The sequence below is a fragment of the Pontibacter sp. YIM B11418 genome, assembly GCF_059278805.1.
Genome location: NZ_JCAEMH010000001.1, coordinates 395,351 through 408,608, shown reverse-complemented (window position 1 = coordinate 408,608; position 13,258 = coordinate 395,351). Strand labels below are relative to the sequence as shown.

The window sequence follows — 13,258 nt, the reverse complement described above, 5'->3', positions numbered from 1 at the left end:
TATGTTTTATAGCATATTTATATATGCTAATTTAATAAATTACTTTTATCATCAATCAAAAATTACTTAAGATTGTATAATGCTTTATAAGTATCTGAAAGCAAGCGTTATATATGCTGTTCAATCGTATTAGGTAGTGCTGAATTCAAAGATTTCATTCCTTCATTAAAATAGCAATTCTCACTTTCCTCTTTTATTAGGCTTAACCATCGGGAACAATATCTTTAAACTAGAAGGAACCGTGGTTCTGCTTATGGATTATATTAAAAGAGAATCTAGTATTAAATATATACGTTGTTATATATATTATGTAGTTAATTGTTAGTTTTGAATACAGACTAACCTCGCTATATGAAATCAACTTTTACTGCAATCCTATTTTTACTCCTAATGCCATGCTGCTTGTTTGCCCAGCAAACCCCTATCGAAGTAGCTGACTTGTCTGTTAAGGTGCCATCTCTCAGCACACAAGAATTTTATTATGGCTTTGAGGAGGGGGATGAGCTTGTATTTAATTACAAAGACATAAGTAAAAAAGGCATCAAGCAAATCGAAATTATTGAGTATCCATCAAATGTTAAGTATTCCGGATATGAAGTAAAGGAGGTGGCAAAGAATTTAAAAATAAATAAGAGAGGAATCTATCTTTTCAGATTCACTAACTCAGCTTTAGCGCAACGAGTAGGTTCAGTTAAAATTAGCAGGCTTCCAGCCAAAGAAGAGACTAATGCTTTCAATACTAATATCTCTTGGAAAGAAATTACTGATACGACCTTTACTGCTGTTTCGAAAAAAGAGCTTATTGCTTATGATACTACATACAAGCTCGTCAATAAGAAAGAGTTGGTAAAGACTGAAACGATAGTTGAAGATATTCTTAACAAGAATGAGCAGGTTGCTGCTCAAACTTCAGCAGGGAAGCCTAGTGAGTCACTCGTATACATAACATTGCCTCAGAATTATGCTTCTGCTTTAGAAACACGAGAAGTGGTTTCATGGGCATACTGGATAGGAGTAGGCCAGGAAGGCCATCAAGCTTTCGAAGCTAATAAAGCTACTTATATGAAGGCTTTAGGAACTTTAGCGAATGCAGTGGGTAATCCTCTTATTGGTTTCGCTCTTAACCAGTTTTCGTTTTTGCCAACGGGAAATGCTGGAAGTAATGTCGCGTATTACTTTTTGGAAAATCAAGCCAGCGCTGAAATGTTTATTAGGAATCACGATGGAGGAGGGTGGAGGTTCCTTGACAAGGGCAATGGAGTTTCTGGCTATGGCAAAAAAGAATTCCCTCTACAGGGTACTGTTTTTCTTGGACTTCATAATGACAATTTCCATAATGAAATAATAGTAAACGTAAGGATTGTTGCTGTAATGGTTAAGAAAACTTATGAGAATAAGCAATACAACCAAGCAATAGTTACTCCGCGCTATGAGGACAAAGTATATAAGCAACCAAGCGTTAGTATAAAAAAGGTACCTGTACATCTTTAAGATGTATTTGAGAGCAGTAATTTTTTGAAGCTCTCACTCAGGATGTTTGATTTAATGGTAACATAAGCTAAACAAGAAAAGGGAAGCTCTTCGCTTCCCTTTTCTATTCGTGATTATTACAGATTATTTTTAAAAGGTGCTAACAAGAAATAGCTTATGGACATTATAATTGATAGTCAACCTCCCTTACTTTCTTCTTATCTCTTCTTATTTCGATTGCGCTTCTTAATTCCTCCCGCAGCTCTTTTCCATTCGGAATGCCTTTGATCATAATAACAGAATGCGTTTTATCGGTAGCAGATAATAAGATAGTAGAAAGGCCTACTAATCGTAGCAAGAATGGTTGTTCTTGTCTTACATCTTTTACTCTATAAAGCTCTAATTCGTCAGTTGTCTTGGAAAGAACACCCTTATGTTCAATTATTCTCTGATCAGTAATTTCAAACTTATGAAACTTAGTTGTCAGAAATCTCCACAGAGCCATTACCAGTCCTAATCCAATAACAGCTGTTAAAGGAATACAAACTAGATAGAAACCCAGATTTGTCCATTGCGAAGGGCTACCTACCCAAATTTCTTTTTCTTCCATTTTGAATGTTTTCTTAATGCCTATAAGATTCTAATTCAGCTATGAATTAATAGTTAGAGTTCATGAATCTTGGTTGATTATTATCAACTATAAACCCGTCTTTGATAGAGATTACTAAAGATCGCTGCTAGAGCAGATAAAGCTATATGCAAACTATAAATAAATATTAGACTCGTACAATATATGAAAGAATAGGTATTGGTATAGTTTTTTATGTTAATATTTTTTTAAATATTAGAATGATTCAGAATAGGTAACTTAAATAGTACTATATGCTATTAATTAATTTTACTATTTCTATTAGACACGCTCCCTTTGTAACGTTTCACTCGGTACTTACTTTTTCTAATATTTTACTTAATTAATATCTATCTTGAAGACTTGAAAGCACATTAACTATGGCATTAAGCTGGAATGAGATTAAAGACCGAGCCGTTAGATTCTCTAAAGAGTGGCAGGATACTGTAAGGGAAGAGGCAGATGCAAAACCTTTCCTGATTGAGTTCTTCAACGTGTTCGGTATTAGTAGTAAGCGCGTTTCCACATTCGAGCACAAAGTAAAGAAACTAAGCCAATCAGACGGGTATATAGACCTGCTCTGGAAAGGGGTAATACTGATTGAAATGAAGTCTAAGGGAAAGAACTTAGACAAAGCTTACCAGCAAGCCTTAGGCTATTTCCCCGGTTTAAAAGAGTATGAGTTACCTCGTTATATACTCGTATCAGATTTTGAGCGGTTTAGGCTTTATGATCTAGAGGAAAACACACAACAGGAGTTTTTGCTTAAAGACCTTTACAAGAACGTAAGGCTTTTTGGTTATATGCTGGGGTATCAAACCAAAGTGTATAAGAGTGAAGACCCTGTAAACGTGGAGGCAGCTGAACGTATGGGCAAGCTGCACGATCAGCTAAAGGCTATAGGGTATGAGGGGCACGCGTTGGAGGTATATCTGGTGCGTATTCTGTTCTGCCTATTTGCTGAGGATACAAGCATCTTTGAGAAGCGCTTGTTTCAGGACTACATAGAGCAGAAAACCGCTGAGGATGGCTCTGATTTGGCTGCTCATTTGTCTCAGTTGTTCTATATCCTGAATACGCCTATAGATAAGCGCCTAAAGAACATAGATGAGCATCTCACCATGTTTCCGTATGTAAACGGGAAACTGTTTGAGGAGCATTTGCCATATGCCGCTTTTGATAGCACTATGCGTGCTTTACTGTTAGAGTGTTGCGGTCTGGACTGGAGCAAAATTTCTCCGGCTGTTTTCGGCTCTCTGTTTCAGAGTGTAATGAATCCTAAGGAACGTAGGAACTTGGGGGCTCACTATACATCAGAAAAGAACATCCTTAAGCTTATAAAACCGCTCTTCTTAGATGAGCTTTGGCAGGAGTTTGAGAGCATCAAATCGAATCGTAACAAGCTTCCAGAATTCCACAAGAAACTAAGCTCCCTTAAGTTCCTGGACCCTGCCTGCGGTTGCGGAAATTTCCTGATTATAACTTACCGTGAATTGCGCTTACTTGAAATAGAAATCCTGCGGGCTATAAATAGGAGCGGGCAAGGCTTCCTGAATGTGAGTGATATTATCTGGCTTGATGTGGATATGGTGTATGGCATAGAGTACGAGGAGTTTCCGGCCCGTATTGCTGAGGTTGCCATGTGGTTAATAGACCATCAAATGAACATGCTCATTAGTGAGGAGTTCGGCCAATACTTTGCGCGACTGCCATTAAAAAAATCGGCTAATATAACTGTTGGTAATGCTTTGCAGGTTGATTGGCAGGCTGTAGTATCTAAAAATGAACTTTCCTACATTTTAGGAAACCCACCCTTCATAGGGAAACATTTGCAGAATACTCACCAGAAAGCTGATATGAATAAGGTTTTTGCAGGTGTAAAAGGAGTAGGATTGTTGGACTATGTAGCAGGTTGGTACATTAAAGCAGCACAATTTATTCAAGGTACTAAGGTTAAAGTAGCTTTCGTTTCTACCAACTCTATTGCTCAAGGTGAGCAAACAGGAATTATTTGGAATGAGCTATTCAATAAATACAATGTAAAAATTCATTTTGCACACCGCACTTTTAGTTGGAGTAATGAAGCAAGAGGGAATGCAGCAGTGCATGTAGTGATAATTGGCTTTGCTAATTATGATGTAGTCGATAAGTATGTTTATGAGTATGAAAATATTAAGGCTGAACCACACGAGATAAAGGTTAAGAACATAAACCCATACCTTATAGATGGGAGCGACACGCTCATACAGGGCCGGAGCATGCCAATTTCTAACATACCACAAATGGCTTGGGGGAATAAGCCAGTAGATGGAGGATACTTATTATTTACGGATTTAGAAAAAGAGGAATTTATTAAAAAAGAGCCTAAAGCGTTAGCTTTATTCAAACCGTTGATAAGCGCTAGAGAGTTTCTTCATGGTGAAAATCGCTGGTGTTTATGGCTAGTAGACGCTTCACCGACAGAGTTAAGAGAAATGCCTCTTGTATTAGAAAGAATTAAAAAAGTAAAGGAGGTCAGAGAGTCAAGCATAGATGAAGGAGCTAGAAGACTTGCATTAAGACCTTCTCAATTCAGAGATTTAAAAAATCCTGACAGCTATATATTAATACCTGCACACACCTCAGAGAATAGAAAATATATACCGCTCGGATTCTTTGGCAAGAATGATATAGCTAATAACAGCTGCCAAATAATTCCTTATGGAGAGTTATTTCATTTTGGAGTTTTGTCATCAACTATGCATATGACTTGGGTTAAGCATACTTGTGGTCGGATTAAGAGTGATTATAGGTACTCAAAAGATATTGTATACAATAACTATCCTTGGCCTGAAAGCCCAAGTGAAAAGCAAATCAAAGCTGTAGAACAAGCCGCTCAAAGCATTTTAGATGCCCGTGCTCTGTTTCCAGATAGTTCCTTAGCAGATCTATACGACCCTCTTACAATGCCGCCTGCACTTGTTAAAGCACATCAGGATTTAGATAAAGCAGTTGATCTATGTTACCGCCCTCAGCCTTTCGTGTCAGAAGCTAAGCGTATGGAGTTCCTGTTTGAGCTGTATGAAAAGTATACAGCAGGTTTATTTGCGAAGGAGAAGAAAAGTAAGGCAAAGAAGACTGTGAAAGAATCATCTGTAGAAGCCGAATAAGAAGCATTTTGATTTAGAGCAAATACACTGCATTATGCATCTGCTGATATTGAAAGCTATTTAACTACTTTAAATTAATGTATTTAATCAAAACAGATACGAATAGTATTGAAAAGGTCGAGACCTCATCATTTAGTGAGTTAAGGTTTAGTGAAAGACATCATTTACAGGAATGGATAGCTAAAAATCCAGAAGCACTTGGAGAGGAATTGCTTATCATACAAAAGGAGTTTAGTGATTTTGATGACACACTGGAAAGATTAGACTTACTAGCACTCGATAAAAACTACAATCTTGTAGTGATCGAAAATAAGCTTGATGATTCTGGAAGGGATGTAACTTGGCAAGCTCTAAAATATGCTTCTTACTGCTCGACCTTAAGTGGAAGTGATATAAAAAGCATTTATCAAGATTATTTAGACGACAATTCTGTTGATCAGAAAGCAGAAGAAAATCTGTACCAGTTTTTCAAGACTGAGGATTATGAAGAAAAGCTAAATATTGGGAATAGCCTCCGCATAATCCTTGTAGCTGCAAAGTTTCGTAAGGAAGTAACCTCTACGGTATTATGGCCCCTTAATTACGGTATCAAAATTCAGTGCCACCGGGTAACACCCTATAATGTTCAGGGGCAAGCATTCTTAAGTATAGAGCAGATTATACCTCTGCGTGACGCTGAGGATTACACAATTAAAGTAGCAAAGAAAGCTCAAGATCAGGCGCAATCACGGGAAGATAGTATTCAGCGAAATGGAATAAGGAAAGAGTTTTGGCAACAGCTTTTAGGTGAGTTTAATAAAAAGAGCGACCTTTTTAAAAATGCTAAGCCAAGCAATGAGCCATACATTATTGCAAGTTCCGGAATAGGTAATTGCCCATATGTTTTTACGGTTAATTGGAAATCAGCTTCGGTGTCTTTTAATATCCAGAGAGCAATTAAAGCCGAAAACGATAGCATATTTCATAGTATGCTAAAGAGACGCTCGCAGATAGAAGCAGCTTTTGGGCATACTTTGAATTGGAGTAAAGAAGAGAACCGGAAGAAAAATATTATCGAATATAAGAAAGAAGGCTTTGATTATAGAAATAAGAATGATTGGCCTGCGATAACTGATTTTCTAGTAGAATCGATGGTTAAATTCGAAATGGCAACTAAGTCCTACTTACAGGAAATTGCTTCAGAAGCTTCTCTAAAGACATAAATTATCAAATTGTATAGATACTAATGCAAAGCCTGCTTCTTATGAGCAGGCTTTTTGTTTTATAACCGTGTATCTACTTCATATTTAATTAAATAGAAAGATGTCTTTTCTATCTCATTTTTTTATGTGAAGGTTGCTTCTACTAACTCTTACAAGTGAAATAGGATTAAAAAGGAGTGTTTTAAATGTCTCTTTATCTAAATGTGGATATTGAATACTCCTAGAAAGTGGGGAAAGAGGAAAGATAGGGGAACATTAACTAAATGAAACATCCCAACGTTCAAAATGTCAACACTAAAAAATTGTACATTATGATAAGCAACTTTTATCTAAAAGGTAAGGCAACCAAGGACAAGGCGGCAGCCCGAACAAAAAAAGCCAAAGAAGAGAAAACGTATGTTGAATTAAGGGCAAGGTATGATGGATACCTTTTGGTTTACAACACTGGACTAATTGCTCTAGAGAAGAAAGTATGGGATGTAGGTAAACAAAGGTTTAAAGCTCAATCATCACAACAGGGTCAGAACAAGTACCTTGATTATTTAGAAGATGAGTTAAACAGCTTATATCTCCAGAACAAAATGAAAGGTGTCGTACTACCGCCGAAACAGTTCAGAGATCAGCTCAAACAACATTTAGTAAAAGACCAAAGAAAAGAAAAAACGTTACTAGAGTACTTTCAGCAGGATTTCATCGAAGCAAAACATCTAAAGGCTTCTCCAACTGAACGGGTAGTAAGTACCACAGTAGCTAGATATAAAGTTGTAGTTAAACATCTAGAGATATATCAGAACAGCAAAAATGTAGTGCTGACGTTTGATTCGATGACAAAAGAGTTTTACAATGACTTTGTAAGCTTTTTTACATACAGGTACACATACTTAGAGAAGAAGAAAGTAATCATAGGCTTGGAGGACAGTACAATAGGTAACACTGTAAAGTCTTTGAAAGTATTTTTGAAGTGGGCACAGGAGGAAGGTCTGCATAAAAACGAGGCTTACAGGAAGTTTAAGGTTCTGAAGCCAGAGGATGAACTTATCATTACACTGAATGACGACGAGTACAGAAAGCTTGTAGATGTAGACTTGAGCGACAGCGAAAAGCTACAGCAGGTGAGAGATATATTTATCGTAGGAGCAGCTGTAGGAGCAAGGGTATCAGACTTACTTGTTTTAAAGCGGGGAAACGTGGTTCGTAAGGAGGGAAGATGTTTCATCGAGTATTTGCCTAAGAAAACAAGAAAACATCGCTTAAAACCTCTGTCAGTTCCGATAATCGATAATGAAGCATTAGCAGTTATTAGCAAGTACGAAGGACGTTTTGAGACTCTGCTTCCAACAATTTCAGACGTAAAGTTTAACAAGCATCTGAAGGAATTAGGTAGAAGAGCGAAAATTGACCAGAAGCTTAACAAGACAAAAACGCAAGGCGGTCAACAGATAATCGTGGAGACATTACCAAAGTGGAAAATGCTTACCTCACATTGTATGAGAAAAACGTTTATAACCAAAGCGCTTAAGGCAGGTATGCCGGCGGAACTGGTGATGGAATGCTCAGGTCACTCAGATTACAAGTCGTTCAAGCGTTACATCGATATGTCTGACGCCAAATACAAAGCAGAAACTTTTGAAAAATTTATCAAAAAAACTAACAACATGACTATTGCAGCTTAAAAAACCTTGCTTACATTTGCATCAGACAATTCAGCTAGAGCAATTCAAAGCGATAGCAAAAAGACCGTAACATAAGTTAAAGCATCAATTCAGGCTTTAACAAAAGATCGTAAAATAGGGCAGTAATAGCTGCTCAGATAGACTGTAAAGTAGGGGTAAAGCACGCCTACACAAATGGAATTATTTAGTGTAAAATTCCAAAGTCTAACTATTTTATAAATTAATCTTATGTTACATTCAAACAAAAACCAAAATTCAGTACAGTTAGTTTCAGATCAGGGAGCAAATAACCAATTTAGCTCTGAACAGCTCTATGTTTCTTACATTTCTTCAAAGGCATCACTTGGTCTAGCAGGCATAGGGTATCGATGCATTAAAGGCTATGTAAAGGAGGACTTATCTGTTGAGCTTAAGTCAAGGCTTAAGCTTCAGCATGTTAGGGGCAAAGGGTGGATATACGTCCACAACAATGCAGAAATTATTTTTACTTTCCCCAAGTATACCAAGGTAACTTGCATCGAGTTCAGCATACCAAAGCTTTTGTACAAGGACAGAACTAGAATAGCAACACCAGAAGATACTAAAAGAGCAGTAGAGCTTTTAAGCATTCTTATCGGCAGAGATTTCTCAAGCTTCAACATATCCAGGCTTGATATTACTAGTAATTTCACTTGCTTAGGTAGTCTAGAATTATACAGAGATTTACTTCGTAGACCCTTAAGATTTGCAGGTTTTACTATACGTCAGAATAGTATAGTATTTCATAATGGAAGGGCTGAAACTACTTCAACACGACTTCTGATATTCTATAAGACAGGTGGGGGTTTACGAGTTGAAGCTAGATTCACTAGTGGTGGTTATGCAAGTGTTCAAGGACAAATAAGAAAACATCTAGGTCACAACTCACAGGTCTCAGAAATTTTGACGGAGAGCTTCTATGATAATTGTGTACACTACTTCTACAACCTGGTGCTAAGTGCAATCGCTTACAACGGTTTAGACGATAGGCCAGAAATAGAAGCTATGATAAAAAACCTACAGGAAAACTACGATAGCACGTACCAACCTAAGTAGCAGCTAGATTTACGATAGTGTATCTAATCTAGTAAATCTTCAAAAAGATCGTAAAGGGTAGCTTATAATAGCTTTGAAAGCAGAGCTACCCACAGAACGGAACATTTAAAACCTTAAAATCACAAGTTTTATGTTCCAAGAACAAAATAACACAAACAAATTATTAGTACAGCTTACTACAGAGCAGCTTTCAGAAATCATTAGCTCAATTATCGCAATAGAGCTATTTAAGTTACGCCCATACATCAAGAAGACTGTAGAAGAGTCTATCAGCGAAAAGAAGCTTTACACAAGAAGCGAATTAGCTAAAAAGCTTGGGGTATCTAAAACCACTCTTCACAATTGGATGGTATCTGGCAAACTGGTGCCACTTAAGCCAGGTGCTGGGAGAAAGTGCTTATACACAGCAGAACAGCTTGAGATGTTCCTGAATCAAGGGGACACGGATGATCTTCCGTTTAGCAACTCGCTTTAATCAATCATTTCTAGGACTGTAAAGGTGCATCAGTGGCTTTAACGCTGCTGATGCCACTCTCTGTGTATGTACAACTATGGATACGATACGCTTAGAGCGTTTCAGCAAAAAGATTATAGTAAAGACTTAGGCTTAAGGTTAAACAGAGAATTCAAGCGCAATGAAGGCTATAAATACAGTTATAATAATGCAGATATACATTTATCGTTTCCCAACGGTATGACTTGTATATCTTTTAGTATTCCAAAGCTCTTGTTTGGCGGTAATAATATGGAGCTTGCTGGTATTAATGAAGCAATTGAAGCTGTTGATATGATATCCGAGTTGTTAGGATTAGACTTCTCTGAATTTGGCACTTCAAGACTTGATGTGACTAACAATGTTATTAGCTCAATCAATGCTAAAGCATTTTCAGAGCACTTGCGGCAACCTCCATATTTCAAAGGCTGTACTGTAAGAAAGGGTGGAGTATACTACCATACAGCCCTAGAATTGCCTAAATCAGGTAGAGTGCTATTCTTTTATAATAAGGAAAATTGTGTGCGAATTGAATCAAGAATTATAGGTAAATATAAACTAGGTATACACGCTTCAGATCTTTTTAGGAAACATCTTAAACACGAACCTTTAGTTTCAGAGTTGCTCAAGGAAAGCTTTTATGTTAACAGCACTTATTACTTGTATGATTTAGTAATGTCTGCTAATCCTGAGAAGCGAATGGGCAAGAAAGTAAAAGAAGAGAGCAAGGCAGTATTTAGTGAGCTTAAGGCATCTCTCGATGCTAATTTGCACTATACACTACCCAGTCAATTTTTAAGATAGTGTATGTTAAGGATAGAAATGTTTGTTAAAGTGGGTCAAGATGCTTCGACAAAGGATGTGAATAGGGTTGAAATAGGGGTGAGAACAAGGATTAAGAGGAAGTCAGTAAGAATAAAAGAATTCAGAAGTCAGTAAGAATAAAAGAATTCAAGAGTGATACTTAGTGGGAGATAAGATAATAATCAATAGCAATCGAATAGTAAAAAGGTATTGATTATGAAAGAAGAACAAACAATACATTTTAACGCAATTTCAGCAGCTTTAAAACAAGAGAAGAAAGTTAAACGATAACTTCTCAAGTTGACGTTTTAAGTCGCTCAGAAACGCTAAAAAAGTAGTCTGGCAATAAGTAAAAGATCAAGGCTTCTCTACTACTGTAACAATAAAGGCTAACGAAGTACTGAGAGCTTTAGAAATAACATAAAGGGTACTGATTGTAGGGTTGATCTCTCCTCGCTCTATTCTTCCAATCTGATTAACCGGAATATCAGCTGCATAAGCGACTTCTTCTTGGGATAAGCTCTTAGAAATTCTAATCTGGCGGATATTCTCTCCAACAGACTTAATAATAAACTCGTCTCTTACTCTAGTCACAAAGCAAGAAGGAGAGATTACAGAAGTTTTGTTAACACATATATGTGTTATTTATATATTCAAAGGTATATTTACTGTGTAAACAAAACTTTAATGGAATGAAAAAATCACTTTACTTCTTGGTCATTTTAACATCGCTTCTTTTCGTTTATAGCGATTCATTTGGTCAGAAAATGAATTTAGGTTATGAATCCTGGGTAGACAAGGCAGGCTCTAAGGAATTCAGGTATATAAGGTATATGGATGTCCTAAAGGATGAAGGTACCACTGAATCGACAAATACTCCTTTTTATCGCACAAGCTACCATTTATACAATGACAGAGGTAGTCGATATTTGATTATCAATGCGGTAAATTTTAAGGATAGGGGATATGTGCAGATTCATTTGATTCCAGTATCTATAGCAGGAGACAGGGACTATGCAAATGCTGACGTTTATGAAATTAAGTTAGATGAGTTTGAAGGACTTAACTTTACAGAAAAAGGAATGCGAGCTGCTTTGGGATCAAGGATGTACGAAATAGATATATCGTTTGTGTCTTCAAAGAGAGAGCATTTAAAAATTAAGCAGATAATGGATGATGACACTACAGATAGGATTCATTACAAGCTTGATAGCTAGATGAGATATTGATTTATGTTAGGAGAAACAGAGAGGAGAGAAGTCTTATAGTGATGGGAGATACTTTACACAAGCTTTATCTTTTCAGAATAGGCAATCTTTAATTAATCGTAAGCTTCTTCTATAAAGAATACTGAATAGTAAGTTTGAGAGGGTACTGCAAAGAATTGTGGTATCCTCTTTTGCGTTAATCGTAAGCGTTCATCATATTTGTTTATGGGAAACGGATATGATTACTACGATCTAATGATAGATGAGCTTATCAAGCTTAGAAAAGAAAAAGGGTTTTCGCAGAACGATTTAGCTTTAAGAATGCAATCTCCTTTGAGCTACATTCAGGATATCGAGAATCAAAAAATAATTTTGGAGCCAAGAGAAATGGCTTTTGCTTTAGCAGTACTAGGATATGATGTCTTTGAATTACATAGAAGAGTAAAACTAAGAAAAGATAATTCGAATGGATTAGCCTCCTAAGCTTGATACGAATGTTTTAAAGCGAGACTTATATAAAACTTAGCAAAGTGTACCGTATAGTGTACCGCGGAAATGAAAAAGAGCTTCTAAATACTTGATTTAGAAGCTCTTATCTTAAAGTGATGTGGTCGCGAAGGGAGTCGAACCCCTAACCTTCTGATTCGTAGTCAGATGCTCTATCCAGTTGAGCTACGTGACCATTTTTCCGTTATGGTGATGCAAAGTAAAGGCCTTTTTTCTTGCCATGCAAGCCCTAAAGCGAATTTTTCTCAACTTTTTGCCGTCGCTTTCCGCAGCGCCCGCTTCAGGGCGTGGTCAAAAATAAAGTATAAGCCACCTATGGATATGATTACCAGTGCGATCATCAGCAGCTGACTTCCCTTGTTGCTGCCGGGGTCCTGCAATAATTTTATAACGTCGCTGGCCTGCGTTCCCACCCAAAAAAAGAAAAGTGTACGCGGCAGCATCCCCACAATGCTTGCCAGGAAGAACCGTGTCTTGTCTACCTGCAGCAACGAGAGCACAAAATTCATCAGCGCGAAAGGAAGCACCGGCGAAATGCGCGTCAGAAAGATCAGCCCCCAGCTCTGGTCACGCAGTTCCTGCATGAGGTACATCGTCTTCTCGAAGCGATTCAGGAAGGACATCATTTTGCCATGGTCGATAAGCCGCGCTAAGGTATAGCCGATGAGCGAAGCGATGCCATAAGACACCACCACACCCGCAAAACCAGGCCAACCCAAGTAAAAACCACTCACCAGCGCCACAAAGGTAGTCGGGGTGAGGGCCAGTGACATGGTAATAGAGATCACGACGAAGTATAAGAGCATCTGTGGCCAGCTCAAGTCCTGTAGCAGGGTTTCGTTCTGGTAGAGGTATACAGCAGCCGAGGAACTTACTACCAGTGGCACGATGACCAACAGCAGCATAGAAATAAACGAAGGCGCGTTTTCCCGTATAAAAGTCCGCAGCATGGACAGTTTAGGCATAGTAGGTGTTTTAGTCAAAGATAGAGACTTGCAGGCAAGAATTTCTGAACGTATACGTAGATTACGGTACAGCTAATAAAATTTT

12 protein-coding genes and 1 tRNA gene are annotated in these 13,258 nt (G+C 37.6%); 9 read left to right on the top strand and 4 right to left on the bottom strand.

All coding sequences use genetic code 11. The features are described 5' to 3' along the window. Positions 1 to 351 precede the first annotated feature (351 nt). Positions 352 to 1,491, top strand: a complete 1,140-nt coding sequence (locus tag AC4QZR_RS01750) for a hypothetical protein (protein WP_494479386.1) — start codon at positions 352 to 354, stop codon at positions 1,489 to 1,491. Positions 1,492 to 1,654: 163 nt separating this feature from the next. Here AC4QZR_RS01750 and AC4QZR_RS01745 read toward each other — a convergent pair whose 3' ends face one another. Continuing rightward, positions 1,655 to 2,080: a PH domain-containing protein gene (locus AC4QZR_RS01745; RefSeq protein ID WP_494479385.1), complete on the bottom strand. Its 426-nt coding sequence runs from the start codon at positions 2,078 to 2,080 to the stop codon at positions 1,655 to 1,657. Between the two features lie 398 nt (positions 2,081 to 2,478). Between AC4QZR_RS01745 and AC4QZR_RS01740 the strand changes: the two genes are divergently transcribed. From AC4QZR_RS01740 to AC4QZR_RS01715, 6 genes are all read left to right on the top strand, one after another. Continuing rightward, the gene (locus AC4QZR_RS01740; protein WP_494479384.1) at positions 2,479 to 5,247 is read left to right on the top strand and encodes a class I SAM-dependent DNA methyltransferase; all 2,769 of its coding nucleotides are present in this window, start codon (positions 2,479 to 2,481) and stop codon (positions 5,245 to 5,247) included. A 77-nt stretch (positions 5,248 to 5,324) separates the two neighbouring features. Then, positions 5,325 to 6,449, top strand: a complete 1,125-nt coding sequence (locus AC4QZR_RS01735; protein ID WP_494479383.1) for a DUF4268 domain-containing protein — start codon at positions 5,325 to 5,327, stop codon at positions 6,447 to 6,449. Between the two features lie 311 nt (positions 6,450 to 6,760). Next, a complete protein-coding gene (locus AC4QZR_RS01730; RefSeq protein WP_494479382.1) occupies positions 6,761 to 8,122 on the top strand; it encodes a tyrosine-type recombinase/integrase in 1,362 nt (453 codons plus the stop codon). A gap of 228 nt (positions 8,123 to 8,350) precedes the next feature. Continuing rightward, entirely contained in the window at positions 8,351 to 9,196 is an 846-nt protein-coding gene (locus AC4QZR_RS01725; protein WP_494479381.1) for a hypothetical protein, read from the top strand. A 130-nt stretch (positions 9,197 to 9,326) separates the two neighbouring features. Beyond that, positions 9,327 to 9,671 carry a helix-turn-helix domain-containing protein gene (locus tag AC4QZR_RS01720; protein ID WP_494479380.1) on the top strand — a complete coding sequence of 115 codons (345 nt, stop codon included), beginning with the start codon at positions 9,327 to 9,329 and terminating at the stop codon, positions 9,669 to 9,671. 66 nt (positions 9,672 to 9,737) lie between these two features. Beyond that, entirely contained in the window at positions 9,738 to 10,493 is a 756-nt protein-coding gene (locus tag AC4QZR_RS01715; RefSeq protein ID WP_494479379.1) for a hypothetical protein, read from the top strand. A gap of 357 nt (positions 10,494 to 10,850) precedes the next feature. Here AC4QZR_RS01715 and AC4QZR_RS01710 read toward each other — a convergent pair whose 3' ends face one another. Beyond that, entirely contained in the window at positions 10,851 to 11,087 is a 237-nt protein-coding gene (locus AC4QZR_RS01710) for a helix-turn-helix domain-containing protein (protein WP_494479378.1), read from the bottom strand. Between the two features lie 98 nt (positions 11,088 to 11,185). Between AC4QZR_RS01710 and AC4QZR_RS01705 the strand changes: the two genes are divergently transcribed. Next, positions 11,186 to 11,710: a hypothetical protein gene (locus tag AC4QZR_RS01705; protein ID WP_494479377.1), complete on the top strand. Its 525-nt coding sequence runs from the start codon at positions 11,186 to 11,188 to the stop codon at positions 11,708 to 11,710. Between the two features lie 216 nt (positions 11,711 to 11,926). Next, complete coding sequence (locus tag AC4QZR_RS01700) at positions 11,927 to 12,184, top strand: helix-turn-helix domain-containing protein (protein ID WP_494479376.1); 258 nt, start codon at positions 11,927 to 11,929, stop codon at positions 12,182 to 12,184. Between the two features lie 125 nt (positions 12,185 to 12,309). Here the strand turns inward: AC4QZR_RS01700 and AC4QZR_RS01695 are convergent. Further along, positions 12,310 to 12,383: transfer RNA gene (locus AC4QZR_RS01695), tRNA-Arg, on the bottom strand. Between the two features lie 70 nt (positions 12,384 to 12,453). Beyond that, on the bottom strand, positions 12,454 to 13,173 hold the full coding sequence (locus AC4QZR_RS01690) for a TVP38/TMEM64 family protein (protein WP_494479375.1): 720 nt from the start codon (positions 13,171 to 13,173) through the stop codon (positions 12,454 to 12,456). Positions 13,174 to 13,258 lie beyond the last annotated feature (85 nt).

Coding starts and splice junctions, on each gene's coding strand:
- AC4QZR_RS01750 (WP_494479386.1), top strand. CDS start 352: ATGAAATCAACTTTTACTGCAATCCTATTTTTACTCCTAATGCCATGC.
- AC4QZR_RS01745 (WP_494479385.1), bottom strand. CDS start 2,080: ATGGAAGAAAAAGAAATTTGGGTAGGTAGCCCTTCGCAATGGACAAAT.
- AC4QZR_RS01740 (WP_494479384.1), top strand. CDS start 2,479: ATGGCATTAAGCTGGAATGAGATTAAAGACCGAGCCGTTAGATTCTCT.
- AC4QZR_RS01735 (WP_494479383.1), top strand. CDS start 5,325: ATGTATTTAATCAAAACAGATACGAATAGTATTGAAAAGGTCGAGACC.
- AC4QZR_RS01730 (WP_494479382.1), top strand. CDS start 6,761: ATGATAAGCAACTTTTATCTAAAAGGTAAGGCAACCAAGGACAAGGCG.
- AC4QZR_RS01725 (WP_494479381.1), top strand. CDS start 8,351: ATGTTACATTCAAACAAAAACCAAAATTCAGTACAGTTAGTTTCAGAT.
- AC4QZR_RS01720 (WP_494479380.1), top strand. CDS start 9,327: ATGTTCCAAGAACAAAATAACACAAACAAATTATTAGTACAGCTTACT.
- AC4QZR_RS01715 (WP_494479379.1), top strand. CDS start 9,738: ATGTACAACTATGGATACGATACGCTTAGAGCGTTTCAGCAAAAAGAT.
- AC4QZR_RS01705 (WP_494479377.1), top strand. CDS start 11,186: ATGAAAAAATCACTTTACTTCTTGGTCATTTTAACATCGCTTCTTTTC.
- AC4QZR_RS01700 (WP_494479376.1), top strand. CDS start 11,927: ATGGGAAACGGATATGATTACTACGATCTAATGATAGATGAGCTTATC.
- AC4QZR_RS01690 (WP_494479375.1), bottom strand. CDS start 13,173: ATGCCTAAACTGTCCATGCTGCGGACTTTTATACGGGAAAACGCGCCT.